13 protein-coding genes are annotated in these 12,911 nt (G+C 69.8%); 7 read left to right on the forward strand and 6 right to left on the reverse strand.

What is annotated here, in order from left to right:
- Together E2651_RS33565 and pqqA are read right to left on the reverse strand one after the other, a co-directional pair.
- A partial coding sequence (locus E2651_RS33565; protein WP_245239389.1) for an MBL fold metallo-hydrolase occupies window positions 1-458 on the reverse strand: 458 nt, incomplete at its 3' end.
- 10 nt (window positions 459-468) lie between these two features.
- The gene (gene pqqA, locus E2651_RS33570) at window positions 469-594 is read right to left on the reverse strand and encodes a pyrroloquinoline quinone precursor peptide PqqA (protein WP_135335030.1); all 126 of its coding nucleotides are present in this window, start codon (window positions 592-594) and stop codon (window positions 469-471) included.
- 300 nt (window positions 595-894) lie between these two features.
- Between pqqA and E2651_RS33575 the strand changes: the two genes are divergently transcribed.
- A complete protein-coding gene (locus E2651_RS33575; RefSeq protein WP_135335040.1) occupies window positions 895-1,686 on the forward strand; it encodes an aldo/keto reductase in 792 nt (263 codons plus the stop codon).
- Window positions 1,687-1,718: 32 nt separating this feature from the next.
- Here the strand turns inward: E2651_RS33575 and E2651_RS33580 are convergent, their stop codons facing one another.
- From E2651_RS33580 to E2651_RS33590, 3 genes are all read right to left on the reverse strand, one after another.
- Window positions 1,719-2,666: a class I SAM-dependent methyltransferase gene (locus E2651_RS33580; RefSeq protein WP_135335041.1), complete on the reverse strand. Its 948-nt coding sequence runs from the start codon at window positions 2,664-2,666 to the stop codon at window positions 1,719-1,721.
- A 145-nt stretch (window positions 2,667-2,811) separates the two neighbouring features.
- Window positions 2,812-3,564: a class I SAM-dependent methyltransferase gene (locus E2651_RS33585; protein WP_135335031.1), complete on the reverse strand. Its 753-nt coding sequence runs from the start codon at window positions 3,562-3,564 to the stop codon at window positions 2,812-2,814.
- Window positions 3,565-3,570: 6 nt separating this feature from the next.
- On the reverse strand, window positions 3,571-3,876 hold the full coding sequence (locus tag E2651_RS33590) for a 4a-hydroxytetrahydrobiopterin dehydratase (protein ID WP_135335032.1): 306 nt from the start codon (window positions 3,874-3,876) through the stop codon (window positions 3,571-3,573).
- A 139-nt stretch (window positions 3,877-4,015) separates the two neighbouring features.
- Here E2651_RS33590 and E2651_RS33595 point away from each other — a divergent pair, with 139 nt between their 5' ends.
- Both E2651_RS33595 and E2651_RS33600 read left to right on the forward strand, forming a co-directional pair.
- Entirely contained in the window at window positions 4,016-4,642 is a 627-nt protein-coding gene (locus tag E2651_RS33595) for a hypothetical protein (RefSeq protein ID WP_135335033.1), read from the forward strand.
- 37 nt (window positions 4,643-4,679) lie between these two features.
- Window positions 4,680-5,513: a helix-turn-helix transcriptional regulator gene (locus tag E2651_RS33600; RefSeq protein ID WP_135335034.1), complete on the forward strand. Its 834-nt coding sequence runs from the start codon at window positions 4,680-4,682 to the stop codon at window positions 5,511-5,513.
- A 32-nt stretch (window positions 5,514-5,545) separates the two neighbouring features.
- Here the strand turns inward: E2651_RS33600 and E2651_RS33605 are convergent, their stop codons facing one another.
- Window positions 5,546-5,962 carry a hypothetical protein gene (locus E2651_RS33605; protein WP_135335035.1) on the reverse strand — a complete coding sequence of 139 codons (417 nt, stop codon included), beginning with the start codon at window positions 5,960-5,962 and terminating at the stop codon, window positions 5,546-5,548.
- Window positions 5,963-6,256: 294 nt separating this feature from the next.
- On the opposite strand from E2651_RS33605, the gene E2651_RS33610 reads away from it, so the two are divergent.
- From E2651_RS33610 to narI, 4 genes are read left to right on the forward strand one after another with little or no spacing between them, the layout of a single operon-like run.
- Window positions 6,257-9,940, forward strand: a complete 3,684-nt coding sequence (locus E2651_RS33610; RefSeq protein WP_135335036.1) for a nitrate reductase subunit alpha — start codon at window positions 6,257-6,259, stop codon at window positions 9,938-9,940.
- 32 nt (window positions 9,941-9,972) lie between these two features.
- Complete coding sequence (narH, locus tag E2651_RS33615; protein WP_135335037.1) at window positions 9,973-11,577, forward strand: nitrate reductase subunit beta; 1,605 nt, start codon at window positions 9,973-9,975, stop codon at window positions 11,575-11,577.
- Window positions 11,574-12,155 (forward strand): nitrate reductase molybdenum cofactor assembly chaperone, encoded by a 582-nt coding sequence (gene narJ, locus E2651_RS33620; protein WP_135335038.1) that lies wholly within the window; start codon window positions 11,574-11,576, stop codon window positions 12,153-12,155. The genes narH and narJ overlap by 4 nt, the downstream gene beginning before the upstream one ends.
- On the forward strand, window positions 12,152-12,877 hold the full coding sequence (gene narI, locus E2651_RS33625) for a respiratory nitrate reductase subunit gamma (protein WP_135335039.1): 726 nt from the start codon (window positions 12,152-12,154) through the stop codon (window positions 12,875-12,877). The genes narJ and narI overlap by 4 nt, the downstream gene beginning before the upstream one ends.
- Window positions 12,878-12,911: the final 34 nt, after the last annotated feature.

Raw genomic sequence — 12,911 nt, forward strand, 5'->3', positions numbered from 1 at the left:
TGAGCGTCTCGTGGGCTCGGAGATGTGTATAAGACACAGACGTCCAACTCCCGCCACCGCACCTGCGTATAGGGCCCGAGGACGGCGTCGAGCCGCAGCCCCTCCCCCACCGCGTCCCGCACGGGAGCGGTGGCGAGGACCTCGATGCCGTCGGCCGCTTCCCGGAAGCGGGCGATGCCAAGGGTGTGGTCGAGTTCGGCGTCGGTGAGCACGACACCGGCGACGGGGGTCTGCCGGGCTCCGGGGCCGGGACGCAGATCCGGGCAGTCCTCGATCTGCTCGCCGATGTCGGGGGTGGCGTTGACGACGTACCAGCTCCCCTCCTCCGCGCGCACGGCGAGCGAGGCATGCCGGCGGCGGCGCTCCGGGTGGGCGCGTGCCCCGGTGCACCCGGGGCACGCGCAGTTCCACTGGGGCAGCCCGCCGCCCGCCGCGGTGCCGAGCACCTGCAGCAGCATGGCGGCGCGGTTACCGGTCGGCGCGGCGGTACGCGGTCACTTCGAGCGCTGTCTCCACGACCTCGTACTCGGGGGTCTGCCATGCGGTGACGGCTTCGGCCTGCGGGAGTGCCGTGGGGGTCTCGTGGTCATTCATGCGTGGTCGCTGCCTTCCTGAAGAAGTGGGGGTTCAGGGTGGGGGGTGTCAGGAGCGAAGGAGCACCGAGTTCACCAGGCGTTCACATGAGTGTTCTGCGTTCAGTGATGTGCAATAGAGTCGCGGCATGGCGGAACGCGGTCAATGGTGCGGACCAAAAATCGCCCCTGCTTCACCCGGGAGTGGTCAAGGAATGCAGCACCGCACTTGATCGTCGACCATGGGAGTACCACCCGACGACTTAAGGATCGAGAGCTCGTGAGCAAGGTCCCCCCGATCATCCTGAACAATGGCGTCGAGATGCCGCAGCTCGGCTTCGGCGTCTGGCAGGTACCGGACGACGAGGCCGAGGCGGCCGTCACGACGGCACTGGAGGCCGGGTACCGCAGCATCGACACGGCGGCCATCTACGGCAACGAGGCGGGCACCGGCAAGGCCATCGCCACTTCCGGCATCGCCCGCGAAGAGCTCTTCATCACCACGAAGCTCTGGAATTCGGACCAGGGCTACGACTCCGCCCTCCGCGCCTTCGACGCGTCGTTGGAGAAGCTGGGCCTCGACCATGTGGACCTGTACCTGATCCACTGGCCGCTGCCCTCCAAGAATCTCTACGTGGACACGTACAAGGCGCTCGAGAAGATCCAGGCCGACGGGCGCGCCAGGTCCATCGGCGTCTCGAACTTCGAGCCCGACCACCTGGAGCGGCTGCTCGGCGAGACGTCGATCATCCCGGCGGTCGACCAGATCGAGCTCCACCCCCACCTCCAGCAGCGCGCCGCCCGCGAGTACCACGCGGAGCAGGGCATCACCACGGAGGCCTGGTCCCCCCTCGGCCAGGGCAGGGGCCTCCTGGAGGTCCCCGCCATCATCGCGATCTCCCAGAAGCACGGCCGTACGCCCGCACAGATCGTCCTGCGCTGGCACATCCAGCTGGGCAACGTGGTGATCCCCAAGTCCGTGACACCGTCGCGGATCAAGGAGAACATCGACGTCTTCAGCTTCGAGCTCGACCCCGAGGACATGGCGGCGATCAGCGCACTGAACGAGGACCGGCGGCTGGGTCCGGATCCGGCGACGTTCGACGCGGCCTGAACTCTCCGGGCCCTTCAACTGTCCGCGGGGGCCTAGCCCCTGACCCCCACATGCACCGTCTGCACCGAAAGCAGGAACACATCGGGGCGGTGGTGCAGGCTCTGCTCGTCGTTCTCGTCCAGGAGGCGGTCGACCGTGGCGAGGTCGTCGGTGTCGAGCGTGTCCGCGTGCATCTCGCGGCGGCGGATGAGTTCGCCGATGAGGTGGGCGCGGGCGTCGGCGGGCAGGGGGGCCGGGAGGTCCAGGAGGAAGGAGCGGGTGCCCGCGTGGCGCAGGCCGGCCTCGGTCAGGAGTGCGGGCCAGTCCTCCGTGACCGACTTCGCGCCCGGCAGGTCCGCGCGCATCCCCGTGAACCACTTCTCGTCGGCCAGGTCGAAGCGGGCCTGCAGGCCGGGGCGGCCGAAGCCGATGTCGCGGGGCAGGCTGCGGGGATTGAGGCCGCCTTCGAGGAGGGCCAGTGCACCGCCCGGCGCCAGGCGGTCCGCGAGTGCGGCGAGGGCCGCCTGCTGGTCGCCCACGTGGTGCAGGGCCCGGCCGATCCAGAGGAGGTCGGCGGGCGGCAGTTCGCCGATGCCCTCGGGCAGTTCCGCCCTGCGGGTGCTGACACGGTCCGTCAGGCCATCGCGGGCGGCGCGCGCCCTGGCTCGCTCCAGGAGCGGCTCCGCCGGGTCCACGGTGATCACATCGGCCTTGGGGAAGGCCTCCGCGAGCAGGAAGGAGACGCTGCCCGAACCGCCGCCGACGTCCGCGATCAGGGACGGCTCCGGCTGCCACTCGCGCAGCCACGCGGCGATCTCGCGGTACTGCGGCGCGGCGAGCTCCGCCTGCCGCTCCAGCATCGGGCCCATGGCCGCCCAGTCGATGTCGTCGTGGTGGTGACTGTGGCTGTGGCTGTGGCTGTGGCTGTGGCTGTGGTCGTGGCCGTGTGCATGGCCCTTCCCGTGGTCGTCGCCGTGCTTGTCGTCGTGGGGGTGAGCCATCTTCTCTGCCGCCATCTTCTCTGCCGCCATCTTCTGTGCCGCCGCCTTCAGTGTGCTCAGGGGTGGTTGGGAATGGCTCCCAGCCTGCGCTTCGGGGCGTCACCCGCCAAGCGGCCTTGCCGTTTCGGCAAACCGCGGTGCGGAATCACGGGGCGGCGGCCGCCGGCTGCTTCCTGAACGACAGGAGCGTGAACTCCGGGTCGGGGCGCGGGACTTCCTGGTCCGGCAGCAGAGCGAGGCGGGCCGCGAACCGTGCGGCCAGGGGCGAGTCCGGGGCCAGCAGGGTGAACCAGCCCCGGTGGAGGTCATCGACGGTGCCGCGCGGCGAGCGGCCCTGGCCGTGCCCGCGGAACCTGGCCCGCCCCTCCCCCGTCAGGCCGTGCGCCGCCGCGTGCGAGCGCACCGCGTCCGCGCGGTCGGGGGCGGTGCGCACCGGGCGTCCGGCGAGTGCGGCGTCGATGTCGCTGCCCACGTCGTGCGAGGCGGCCTTGTCGACGGTCGTGACGAAGACACCGCCGGGCCGCAGCACACGCGCGCACTCGCCGACGACCGCCGCCGTCTCTTCGGCACCGGGCAGCAGATGCAGCAGCCAGACCGTGGTCACGGCGTCGAACGAGTCGTCAGGGAAGGGCAGTTGACGGCTGTCCCCGAGCACCACGGAACCCGGGACCCGCCCTGCCGCCATCCGTGTCATGCCGTCCGCCGCGTCCACGCCGGTCACCCGCAGGTCCGGCCGGGAAAGCCGCCGGGTGACCAGGCCCGTGCCGCAGGCCACGTCGAGCAGGGTGCGGGCGTCGGGGGGCACCAGGCCGAGGACCGCGGCGGCAGCGGCCGCGGCCCGTGGCTCGCCGCCGCGGGACGCGTCATAGCGGTCGGCTTCCTTGCCGTAGTCCAGCATCGGCGTTCAGACCGCCCCGTGCCCCGGAGCCAACTCCTCGACCCTGCGGGCGAGTTCGAAGTCGAGGGTGGTGATCGCGCCGCCCACGCTGTGCGTGTTCACGGAGAGGGCGACGGTGTTGTAGCCGAGCGTCAGGTCGGAGTGGTGACCGAGCTCCTCCTGGACCTGCGCGATGTGCACGACCATCGCGGTGGCCGCGAAGTGCGAGCCGAGGCGGTAGGAGCGGGCGATCCGGTCGCCGTCGAGGGACCAGCCGGGCAGCTCGGCCAGCCGTTCCTCGATCTCCTTCTGTGACAGCGGTTCGAGAGACATGGCCGCGCTCCTTCCCGGGCGTGGGCGTGAGACATGAGCCGTACGGATGTGCGTACGTTTCTCACCCTGCCACATCGTAAGCCGGGAGGGATGACAGTTTTTCTTGTCACACTGCCATCTCGACAGGTAAACTTGTCGCATGAATGATGCCGTGGTGATCCCCACCCCCGACAAGAACGACGAGAATTTCTGGACCACCGTCATGGCGCAGGTGGAGCCCGCCTGGAGCGAGCCCACCGAGGACGACGCGTTCACCATGGACGACGAAGTGCTCGACGCGGTCCGCGCACTGGCCCGACGGATCTCGACACGCGCGCTGGCCTATCGCACCGCGGACAAGCCCTTCGATCCCGCGCTCATGGCCGCGCCCGACGTGCAACTGGCGCTGCTGCGGGCGCTGTACGAGGCCAAGCAGTCCGTCGACCGCCTGGCGGAGAGCGCCGCCACCGTCGCCGGCCGCGGTGGAGCCAGCTACGCCCAACTGGGTGCCGCCTGGGGCGGCATGAAGCGTCAGTCCGCTCGCCTCAAGTGGCCCCACGCCGTGGTCAAGAGGTCCGCCGGCGAGTCCATCCCGCTTCGCTACGCCGGCGGCACCGCCGTCATGCACCACGATCCGGACGCCGACGCCTGGTGGTACACCGCGACCGGGGCCGACGGGCAGGAGGAGGAGTCCGCGGCTGTCTGCGAGACCTCCGCCGAGGCCACCGCACGGGCGACCGAGTTCCTCTTGGCGCACGCCAAGACCACCCGGCAGGCCTCCGCCTGACCCTGGCCGACTCGTCACGATCGATTACCGTTCGAGTATGACAACTGCCCCGCCCACCAAGGAAACCACCAAGGAAACCACCGGAGTCGGCCCCCTCCTGCGGAACTGGCGCGAGCGGCGCAAGGTCAGCCAGCTGGAGCTCGCCCTGCGCGCGGGCTCGTCGGCGCGGCACATCAGCTTCATCGAGACGGGCAGGTCACGGCCGAGCGAGGAGATCGTGCTCCGGCTCGCCGACCACCTCGACGTGCCGGTGCGGGAGCGCAACTCCCTTCTCCTCGCGGCCGGTTACGCGCCGCGCTTCAGGGAGACCCCGCTCGACGATCCGTCGATGGGGCCGCTGCGCGAGGGCCTCGACCGGCTCCTGACGGGCTACGAGCCCTATCCGGCCCTGGTCGTCGACGCGACGTACGACGTGATCACGGCGAACAGCAGTCTGGCGATGCTGCTCGACGGCATCCCCGAGCACCTCCTCGCACCACCCGTGAACGCCATGCGGCTCACCCTGCACCCGCAGGGCCTCGCGCCGCGGATCCGCAATCTGCGGGAGTGGCGGGGACACCTGCTGCACCAGATGGAGCGGCAGATCGCGCTGGAGCGTTCGGACGCGCTGCGTGCGGTGTACGAGGAGGTGGCGGCGTATCCGGTGGAGGATCCGGGCGTGGACACCTTCGAGGACGGGCCCGACGGCGGCGCACTGCCCTACTTCGCGCTGCCCCTGCGGATCGAGCACGACGGGCACGTCCTCTCCTTCATCTCGTCGATCTCCACGTTCAACACCCCGATGGACGTGACCGTCGCCGAGCTGGCCGTCGAGACGCTGCTCCCGGCCGACCCGGCGACGGTCAAGTACCTCCAGACGCGGATGTCCTAGCCGCAGGACAGGCAGGACAGGCAGGACAGGTCCTAGGTCCTGGTCGCCCGCAGCGCCGCGTACTGCACCACCGCGAAGGCGCCCACGATCACGGCCTGCAGCGGGATCCACACCGCTCCCGCCGCACTGGGCGAGAGCCAGGCGGCCAGGGCAACGACGCTGAGCACCGCCCAGGCGGCGTTCGCCTCGACCACCGCCTGGACGGCCGGCGCCGGCGGACTCTTGCGGGAGGCGAGGAAGCCGACGCCCGCCGCATAGAGGGTGAGGGCCACGCCGAGCCAGAGCAGCAGCCCGGAGTCGACGCCGAGGAGGCGTCCGATCGGCCCCGAAACGGCGGCGTACGCGATGCCGTTCGCGCCGGTCACGACCGCGTCCAGGGCGAGGAAGCGGCGCAGCATCGTCTTCGGGTCGGTCGTGCGGGCGAGGGTGGTGAGGGCGTACGTGGACATGGCGGGTCGGCCTCCAAGCGGGGGAGAGCGGTTCAGGGTCCGGGTCCGGGTCCGGTCCGGAGTGCGCCGGACCGGACCCGGTGACACCACTCTGGCGGGGCTACGCCGACCGGTCGATTACGTCCCAGGTAATGCCGCCCGGCGTCGGACAGCCCGTGCGCCGGACAGCCGTGCGCCGGACAACCCGTGCGCCGGACAACCCGTACGCCGGACAACCCGTACGGCGGCGGCAGACAGGTGCCCCCTACCACCCGCACCTAGGTTCGTTGAAAGGCAGATCTAGGGAGCTCCAGGGTGACTGAGACGACCGAGCCCGCCGCGGCGCTGCTGCGCGCGGGAAAGTTCTTCCGCCGCGGCACCGCCTCCCCCGACCTGCACAGCGTGGCGCTGACCGGCGGCAGGGACGGGGACGCCTTCTACCGCGACCGGTGGAGCCACGACAAGGTCGTGAACTCGACGCACGGCGTGAACTGCACCGGCTCCTGCCGCTGGAAGGTGTACGTCAAGGACGGCATCATCACCTGGGAGACGCAAGCGACCGACTACCCGTCGGTCGGCCCCGACCGCCCCGAGTACGAGCCGCGCGGCTGCCCCCGCGGCGCGGCCTTCTCCTGGTACACGTACTCCCCCACCCGCGTCCGCTACCCGTATCTGCGCGGCGTCCTCCTGGAGATGTACCGCGAGGCCAAGTCCCGGCTGAAGGATCCGGTCGTTGCGTGGGCGGACATCCAGGACGATCCGGAGCGCCGCCGCACCTATCAACAGGCGCGCGGCAAGGGCGGGTTGGTGCGGGCCACGTGGGACGAGGCCGTCGAGATCATCGCGGCCGCGCACGTCCACACCATCAAGAAGTACGGCCCCGACCGCGTCGCGGGCTTCTCCCCCATCCCCGCGATGTCGATGGTGTCGCACGCGGCGGGCGCCCGCTTCATGTCGCTGATCGGCGCGCCCATGCTCTCCTTCTACGACTGGTACGCGGACCTTCCCGTGGCGTCGCCGCAGGTCTTCGGGGACCAGACCGACGTACCGGAGTCGGGCGACTGGTGGGACGCCGCGTATCTGATGATGTGGGGCTCGAACGTCCCCGTCACGCGCACTCCCGACGCGCACTGGATGGCCGAGGCGCGCTACCGGGGCCAGAAGGTCGTGGTCGTCGCGCCGGACTACGCCGACAACGCCAAGTTCGCCGACGAGTGGCTGCACCCGCACCCCGGCACGGACGGCGCCCTCGCCATCGCGATGGGGCATGTGATCCTCAAGGAGTTCTTCGTCGACCGGCGGACGGACTTCTTCACCGACTACGTCCGCAAGTTCACCGACCTGCCGTTCCTGGTGACGCTGACCGAGCGCGACGGGGCGTTCGTCCCGTCGAAGTTCCTGCGCGCCACGGACCTCGGCGAGAGCGGTGAGGGCGGCGACTGGAAGACGGCCGTCCTGGACGAGAACACCGGGCAGCCCGCCGTCCCCAACGGCTCGCTCGGCTTCCGCTGGACCGAGTCCGGCAAGGGCAGGTGGAACCTGGAGCTCGGCTCCATCAAGCCGCAGCTCTCCCTGCACGGCTCGGACGTCGCGGCGGGCGTCGAGGTGCTCCTGCCGCGCTTCGACACCGAGGGCGGCACGCACGGCCAGGGCAGGGGTGAGATCGTCCGCCGCGGGGTGCCCGCCACGCGGCTCGGCGGGCAGGACGGGCCGCTGGTCACGACGGTCTTCGACCTGCTGCTCGCGCAGTACGGCGTGGGGCGCGAGGGTCTTCCGGGTGAGTGGCCTTCGTCGTACGAGGATGCCGACGCGCCCGGCACCCCGGCCTGGCAGGAGGCGCACACCTCGGTGCCGGCCGCGAAGGCGGTGAAGATCGCCCGGGAGTTCGCGAAGACCGCCGAGCAGTCGCGCGGCCGCTGCATGATCCTGATGGGGGCGGGGACCAACCACTGGTTCGACTCCGAGACGATCTACCGCTCCTTCCTCGCGCTGCTCCAGCTGACCGGCTGCCAGGGCCGCAACGGCGGCGGCTGGGCGCACTACGTGGGCCAGGAGAAGTGCCGTCCGGCGACCGGCTGGGCGACGCTGGCCAGTGCCAACGACTGGAGCAGACCGCCGCGGCAGATGATCGGCGCCGCGTACTGGTTCCTCAACACCGACCAGTGGCGCTACGACAGGTTCGCGGCGGACGTGCTCGCATCGCCACTGGGCGAGGGCCGGTTCGCGGGGATGACGGGCGCGGACTGTCTGGCGCTCTCGGCGCGCACGGGCTGGATGCCGTCGTACCCGACGTTCGACCGCAACTCCCTCGAGCTGGGCGGGACTTCGGACGATCCCGTGGCCAACGTGGTCGACGAGCTCAAGGCGGGCTCGCTGAAATTCGCCTGCGAGGACCCCGACGCCCCGGAGAACTGGCCGCGCGTCCTGACCCTGTGGCGCGCCAATCTGCTCGGTTCGTCGGCGAAGGGCGCCGAGTACTTCACCAAGCATCTGCTCGGTACGCACTCCTCGCTGCGGGCGGCAGAGGCCGCCCCGAACGAGCGTCCCTCGACCGTCACTTGGCGCGACGAGGCCCCCGAGGGGAAGCTCGACCTGCTCGTCTCGCTCGACTTCCGGCAGACGTCGTCGACGCTGCTCTCGGACGTGGTCCTGCCCGCGGCCACCTGGTACGAGAAGCACGATCTGTCGACGACCGACATGCACCCGTACGTGCACTCCTTCACCCCGGCCGTCGACCCGCCCTGGCAGGCCCGCACCGACTTCGACGCCTTCCGGGCGATCGCGGACCGGCTGAGCGATCTTTCCGTGGACCATCTCGGCGTACGCAAGGACGTCGTCGCCACCGCGCTCCAGCACGACACGCCCGGCGAGACGGCCCAGCCCGGCGGTGTCGTCCTGGACTGGCGCAAGGGCGAGTGCGAGCCGGTGCCCGGCAAGACGATGCCGAACCTGGCGGTCGTGGAGCGTGACTACACCGCGATCGGCGCGAAGTTCGCCTCGCTCGGTCCACTGGTGGAGAAGCTGGGCCTTCCGGTCAAGGGCATCGTGTTCCAACCCGACCAGGAGGTCGAGGAGTTGAAGGAACGCAACGGCGTCGTGCGCGGCGGACCCGCCGACGGCCGCCCCGCCCTGGACACGGCGATCAAGGCGGCCAACACGATCCTCGCCCTGTCCGGCACGACCAACGGGCGCCTGGCCACCCAGGGCTTCCACACCCTTCAGGCGCGCACGGGCCAGGAGATGGCGCACCTCGCCGCCGAGCACGAGGGCAAGCGCATCACGTACGCCGACACACAGGCGGCACCGGTGCCGGTGATCACGTCGCCGGAGTGGAGCGGCAGCGAGTCCGGCGGCCGCCGGTACACGGCCTTCACGCTCAACACCGAACACCTCAAGCCCTGGCACACCCTCACCGGCCGCCAGCACTTCTTCATCGACCACGACTGGATGCACGAACTCGGCGAGGCGATGCCCGTCTACCGGCCGCCCCTGGACATGAACCGCCTCTTCGGCGAGCCACGCCTCGGCCCGGACGGCGAGAAGGAGGTGACGGTCCGCTACCTCACCCCGCACAACAAGTGGTCGATCCACTCCGAGTACCAGGACAACCTCTTCATGCTGTCGCTCTCGCGCGGCGGCCAGTCCATCTGGATGGCCCCGCAGGACGCGGACGCGATCGGCGTCAAGGACAACGACTGGATCGAGGCGGTCAACCGGAACGGTGTGGTGGTGGCGCGCGCGATCGTCTCGCACCGCATGCCGGCCGGCACGGTCTATATGCACCACGCGCAGGAGCGCACGGTGAACGTCCCCAAGACGGAGACCACCGGCAGGCGCGGCGGCATCCACAACTCCCTGACCCGCCTCATCCTCAAGCCGTCCCATCTCATCGGCGGATACGCGCAGTTGTCGTGGGCGTTCAACTACCTCGGCCCGACGGGCAACCAGCGCGACGAGGTGACGGTGATCCGCCGTCGCAACCAGGAGGTCACCTACTGATGCCCCGTGGCGGAGTCACAAATAGACGCGTTATGGCTCAGATCGCGATGGTGATGAACCTCGACAAGTGCATCGGGTGCCACACCTGCTCGGTCACCTGCAAGCAGGCGTGGACCAACCGCGACGGCATGGAGTACGTCTGGTTCAACAACGTCGAGACCCGTCCTGGCCAGGGCTATCCCCGCCGCTACGAGGACCAGGACAAGTGGCGCGGCGGCTGGGAGCTGAACAAGCGGGGCGCCCTGAAGCTGAAGAACGGCGGCCGCATCAAGTCCCTCCTGGAGATTTTCTCCAACCCCAAGCTGCCGGAGATCAAGGACTACTACGAGCCCTGGACGTACGAGTACAAGAACCTCACCGACGCCCCGCTCGGCGACGACTACCCGGTCGCCGAGCCGCGCTCCCTGATCAGCGGCAAACCCATGAAGATCGAGTGGTCGTCGAACTGGGACGACAACCTCGGCGGCGCGACGCAGTACGGCGACCTCGACCCGATGGTGGAGAAGACCCGTCAACAGGCCGCCGACAAGGTGAAGTTCGCCTTCGAGCAGACCTTCATGTTCTATCTGCCGCGCATCTGCGAGCACTGCCTCAACCCGGCGTGCGTGGCGTCCTGCCCCTCGGGCGCGATGTACAAGCGCGAGGAGGACGGCATCGTCCTCGTCGACCAGGACAGCTGCCGGGGCTGGCGCAAGTGCGTGACCGGCTGCCCGTACAAGAAGGTGTACTTCAATCACCGCACCGGCAAGGCCGAGAAGTGCACGCTGTGCTATCCGCGCCTCGAGGTGGGACTGCCCACCGTCTGCTCGGAGACCTGCGTGGGCCGGCTCCGCTACCTCGGCGTGATTCTGTACGACGCGGACAAGGTGACGGCGGCGGCCACCGAGCCCGACGAACACAAGCTGTACGAGGCTCAGTTGGACGTCTTCCTCAACCCCGAGGACCCGGACGTGCGGCGCGACGCCGAGCGGGCCGGGATCTCGTACGACTGGATCGAGGCGGCGCGGCGCTCCCCCGTGCACGCGCTGATCAGCAAGTACAAGGTGGCGCTTCCGCTGCATCCGGAGTACCGGACGATGCCGATGGTCTGGTACATTCCGCCGCTCTCGCCGGTGGTGGACGCGCTCAGCGAGACCGGCCACGACGGCGAGGACCTGGACAATCTCTTCGGCGCGATCGACACCCTGCGCATCCCGCTCGCATACCTGGCGGAGATCTTCACGGCCGGTGACGTCGGCCCGGTGCGGGCCTCCCTTGAGAAGCTCGCGGCGATGCGGGCGCACATGCGGGCCATCAACCTCGGGGAACGGCCGGAGAGTTCGGTCGCACAGGCGGTGGGCATGAAGGGCCCGGAGATCGAGGAGATGTACCGGCTGCTCGCCATCGCCAAGTACGAGGACCGCTATGTCATCCCGACCGCGGCCGTCGCGGACGCGCAGCGCCTGGAGGAGTCGGCGCTCCCGGACTCCTGCAGCCTCGACTACGAGGAAGGGCCCGGCATGGGCGGCGAAGGACCGTTCGGCCAGGACTCGGGCCGTAAGCAGTTGCCGCTGGTCACCATCGAGAACTTCCACGCGCTGCGCGAACGGCAGACCGCCGACGAACAGCCCACCGCCGCCCGGGAGGACGAGCTGTGAGGACCGACCACGCCGTGCTCTACCAAGCCGCGGCGCACTGCCTCGCCTATCCGGACGCCGAGTTCCACGAGCGGCTGCCCCTGCTCACGACGGCCGCGCCCCCGGCGCTCGGCGGGTTCCTTGCCCACGCGGCCGCCACGGACCCGCGCGAGCTGGCCGCGCACTACGTCCAGGTCTTCGACTTCAAGAACCGGCACAGCCTGTACCTGAGCTGGTGGCGCGACGGCGACACCCGGCGGCGCGGCATGTCCCTGGTGCGCTTCAAGGAGGTCTACCGCGCGCACGGCATGGAGTTCACCGGCGAGGAACTGCCGGACTTCCTGCCCGCCGTCCTGGAGTTCTCCGCGCACGCGGGCCCGCTGCTCCTCGAGGACCACCGCAGCGGCCTCGAGCTGCTGCGGCTCGCGCTGAGCGACTTCGGCACGCCGTACGCGGAGGTCGTCGACGCGGTGTGCTCGACGCTGCCGGGGCCCTCGCCCAAGGACCGCGCAGAGGCGCTGGCGCTCGCCCGCTCCGGGCCGCCCCGCGAGGACGTCGGCCTGGAACCCTTCGCACTCATCGGGGAGCGACCCTCATGAGGACCCTGCTGTGGGGCGTGCTCCCCTACGTCGCCTTCGTCCTGCTCGTCGCGGGGATCGTCTGGCGCTACCGCTACGACAAGTTCGGCTGGACGACGCGTTCTTCACAGGTGTACGAGTCGAAGCTCCTGAACGTCGCCTCGCCGATGTTCCACTACGGCATCCTCTTCGTGCTGGTGGGCCACCTGGTCGGGCTCTTCGTCCCCGAGTCGTGGACGGAGAAGGCGGGCGTCAAGGAGCACACGTATCACTTGTTCTCGCTGTACGGGGGTACGGCGGCCGGGATCATGCTCGTACTCGGCATCCTGCTGCTGCTCTACCGGCGGCGGACCAACGCTCCGGTGTTCCGGGCGACCACCTCCAACGACAAGCTGATGTATCTGGTGCTGCTCGGGGCGATCGTGCTCGGCATGGTGGCCAAGCTGACGCATGCGTCGGGCGACGGCTACAACTACCGGGAGTCGATCGCGCCTTGGGCGCGCGGTCTCTTTACGCTGCAGCCGGATACGGGACTGATGGCGGGGGTTCCGGTGCTGTACCAGATCCATGCGGTGGTGGGGATGACACTGATCGCGCTCGTGCCGTTCACTCGTCTGATCCATATGTTCAGCGCGCCGGTGCAGTATCTCTTTCGGCCGTATGTGGTGTACCGGAGCAGGGATCCTCGGCGGGGAGTTGGGGCGCGGCCGGAGCGTAGGGGCTGGGAGAAGACGGGGTCCTGATCCCCAACCCCGCTGCTCAGCCGGTGATCAACGG

The sequence above is a fragment of the Streptomyces sp. MZ04 genome, assembly GCF_004684775.1.
Taxonomy (GTDB): Bacteria; Actinomycetota; Actinomycetes; order Streptomycetales; family Streptomycetaceae; genus Streptomyces.

Excerpts from the sequence above, each read along its gene's own strand:
- E2651_RS33585 (WP_135335031.1), bottom strand. The coding sequence starts at position 3,564 with ATGCTGGACTACGGCAAGGAAGCCGACCGCTATGACGCGTCCCGCGGC.
- narH (WP_135335037.1), top strand. The coding sequence starts at position 9,973 with ATGGCTCAGATCGCGATGGTGATGAACCTCGACAAGTGCATCGGGTGC.
- E2651_RS33575 (WP_135335040.1), top strand. The coding sequence starts at position 895 with ATGCCGCAGCTCGGCTTCGGCGTCTGGCAGGTACCGGACGACGAGGCC.
- pqqA (WP_135335030.1), bottom strand. The coding sequence starts at position 594 with ATGAATGACCACGAGACCCCCACGGCACTCCCGCAGGCCGAAGCCGTC.
- E2651_RS33605 (WP_135335035.1), bottom strand. The coding sequence starts at position 5,962 with ATGTCCACGTACGCCCTCACCACCCTCGCCCGCACGACCGACCCGAAG.
- narI (WP_135335039.1), top strand. The coding sequence starts at position 12,152 with ATGAGGACCCTGCTGTGGGGCGTGCTCCCCTACGTCGCCTTCGTCCTG.
- E2651_RS33595 (WP_135335033.1), top strand. The coding sequence starts at position 4,016 with ATGAATGATGCCGTGGTGATCCCCACCCCCGACAAGAACGACGAGAAT.
- E2651_RS33580 (WP_135335041.1), bottom strand. The coding sequence starts at position 2,666 with ATGGCTCACCCCCACGACGACAAGCACGGCGACGACCACGGGAAGGGC.
- E2651_RS33590 (WP_135335032.1), bottom strand. The coding sequence starts at position 3,876 with ATGTCTCTCGAACCGCTGTCACAGAAGGAGATCGAGGAACGGCTGGCC.
- E2651_RS33600 (WP_135335034.1), top strand. The coding sequence starts at position 4,680 with ATGACAACTGCCCCGCCCACCAAGGAAACCACCAAGGAAACCACCGGA.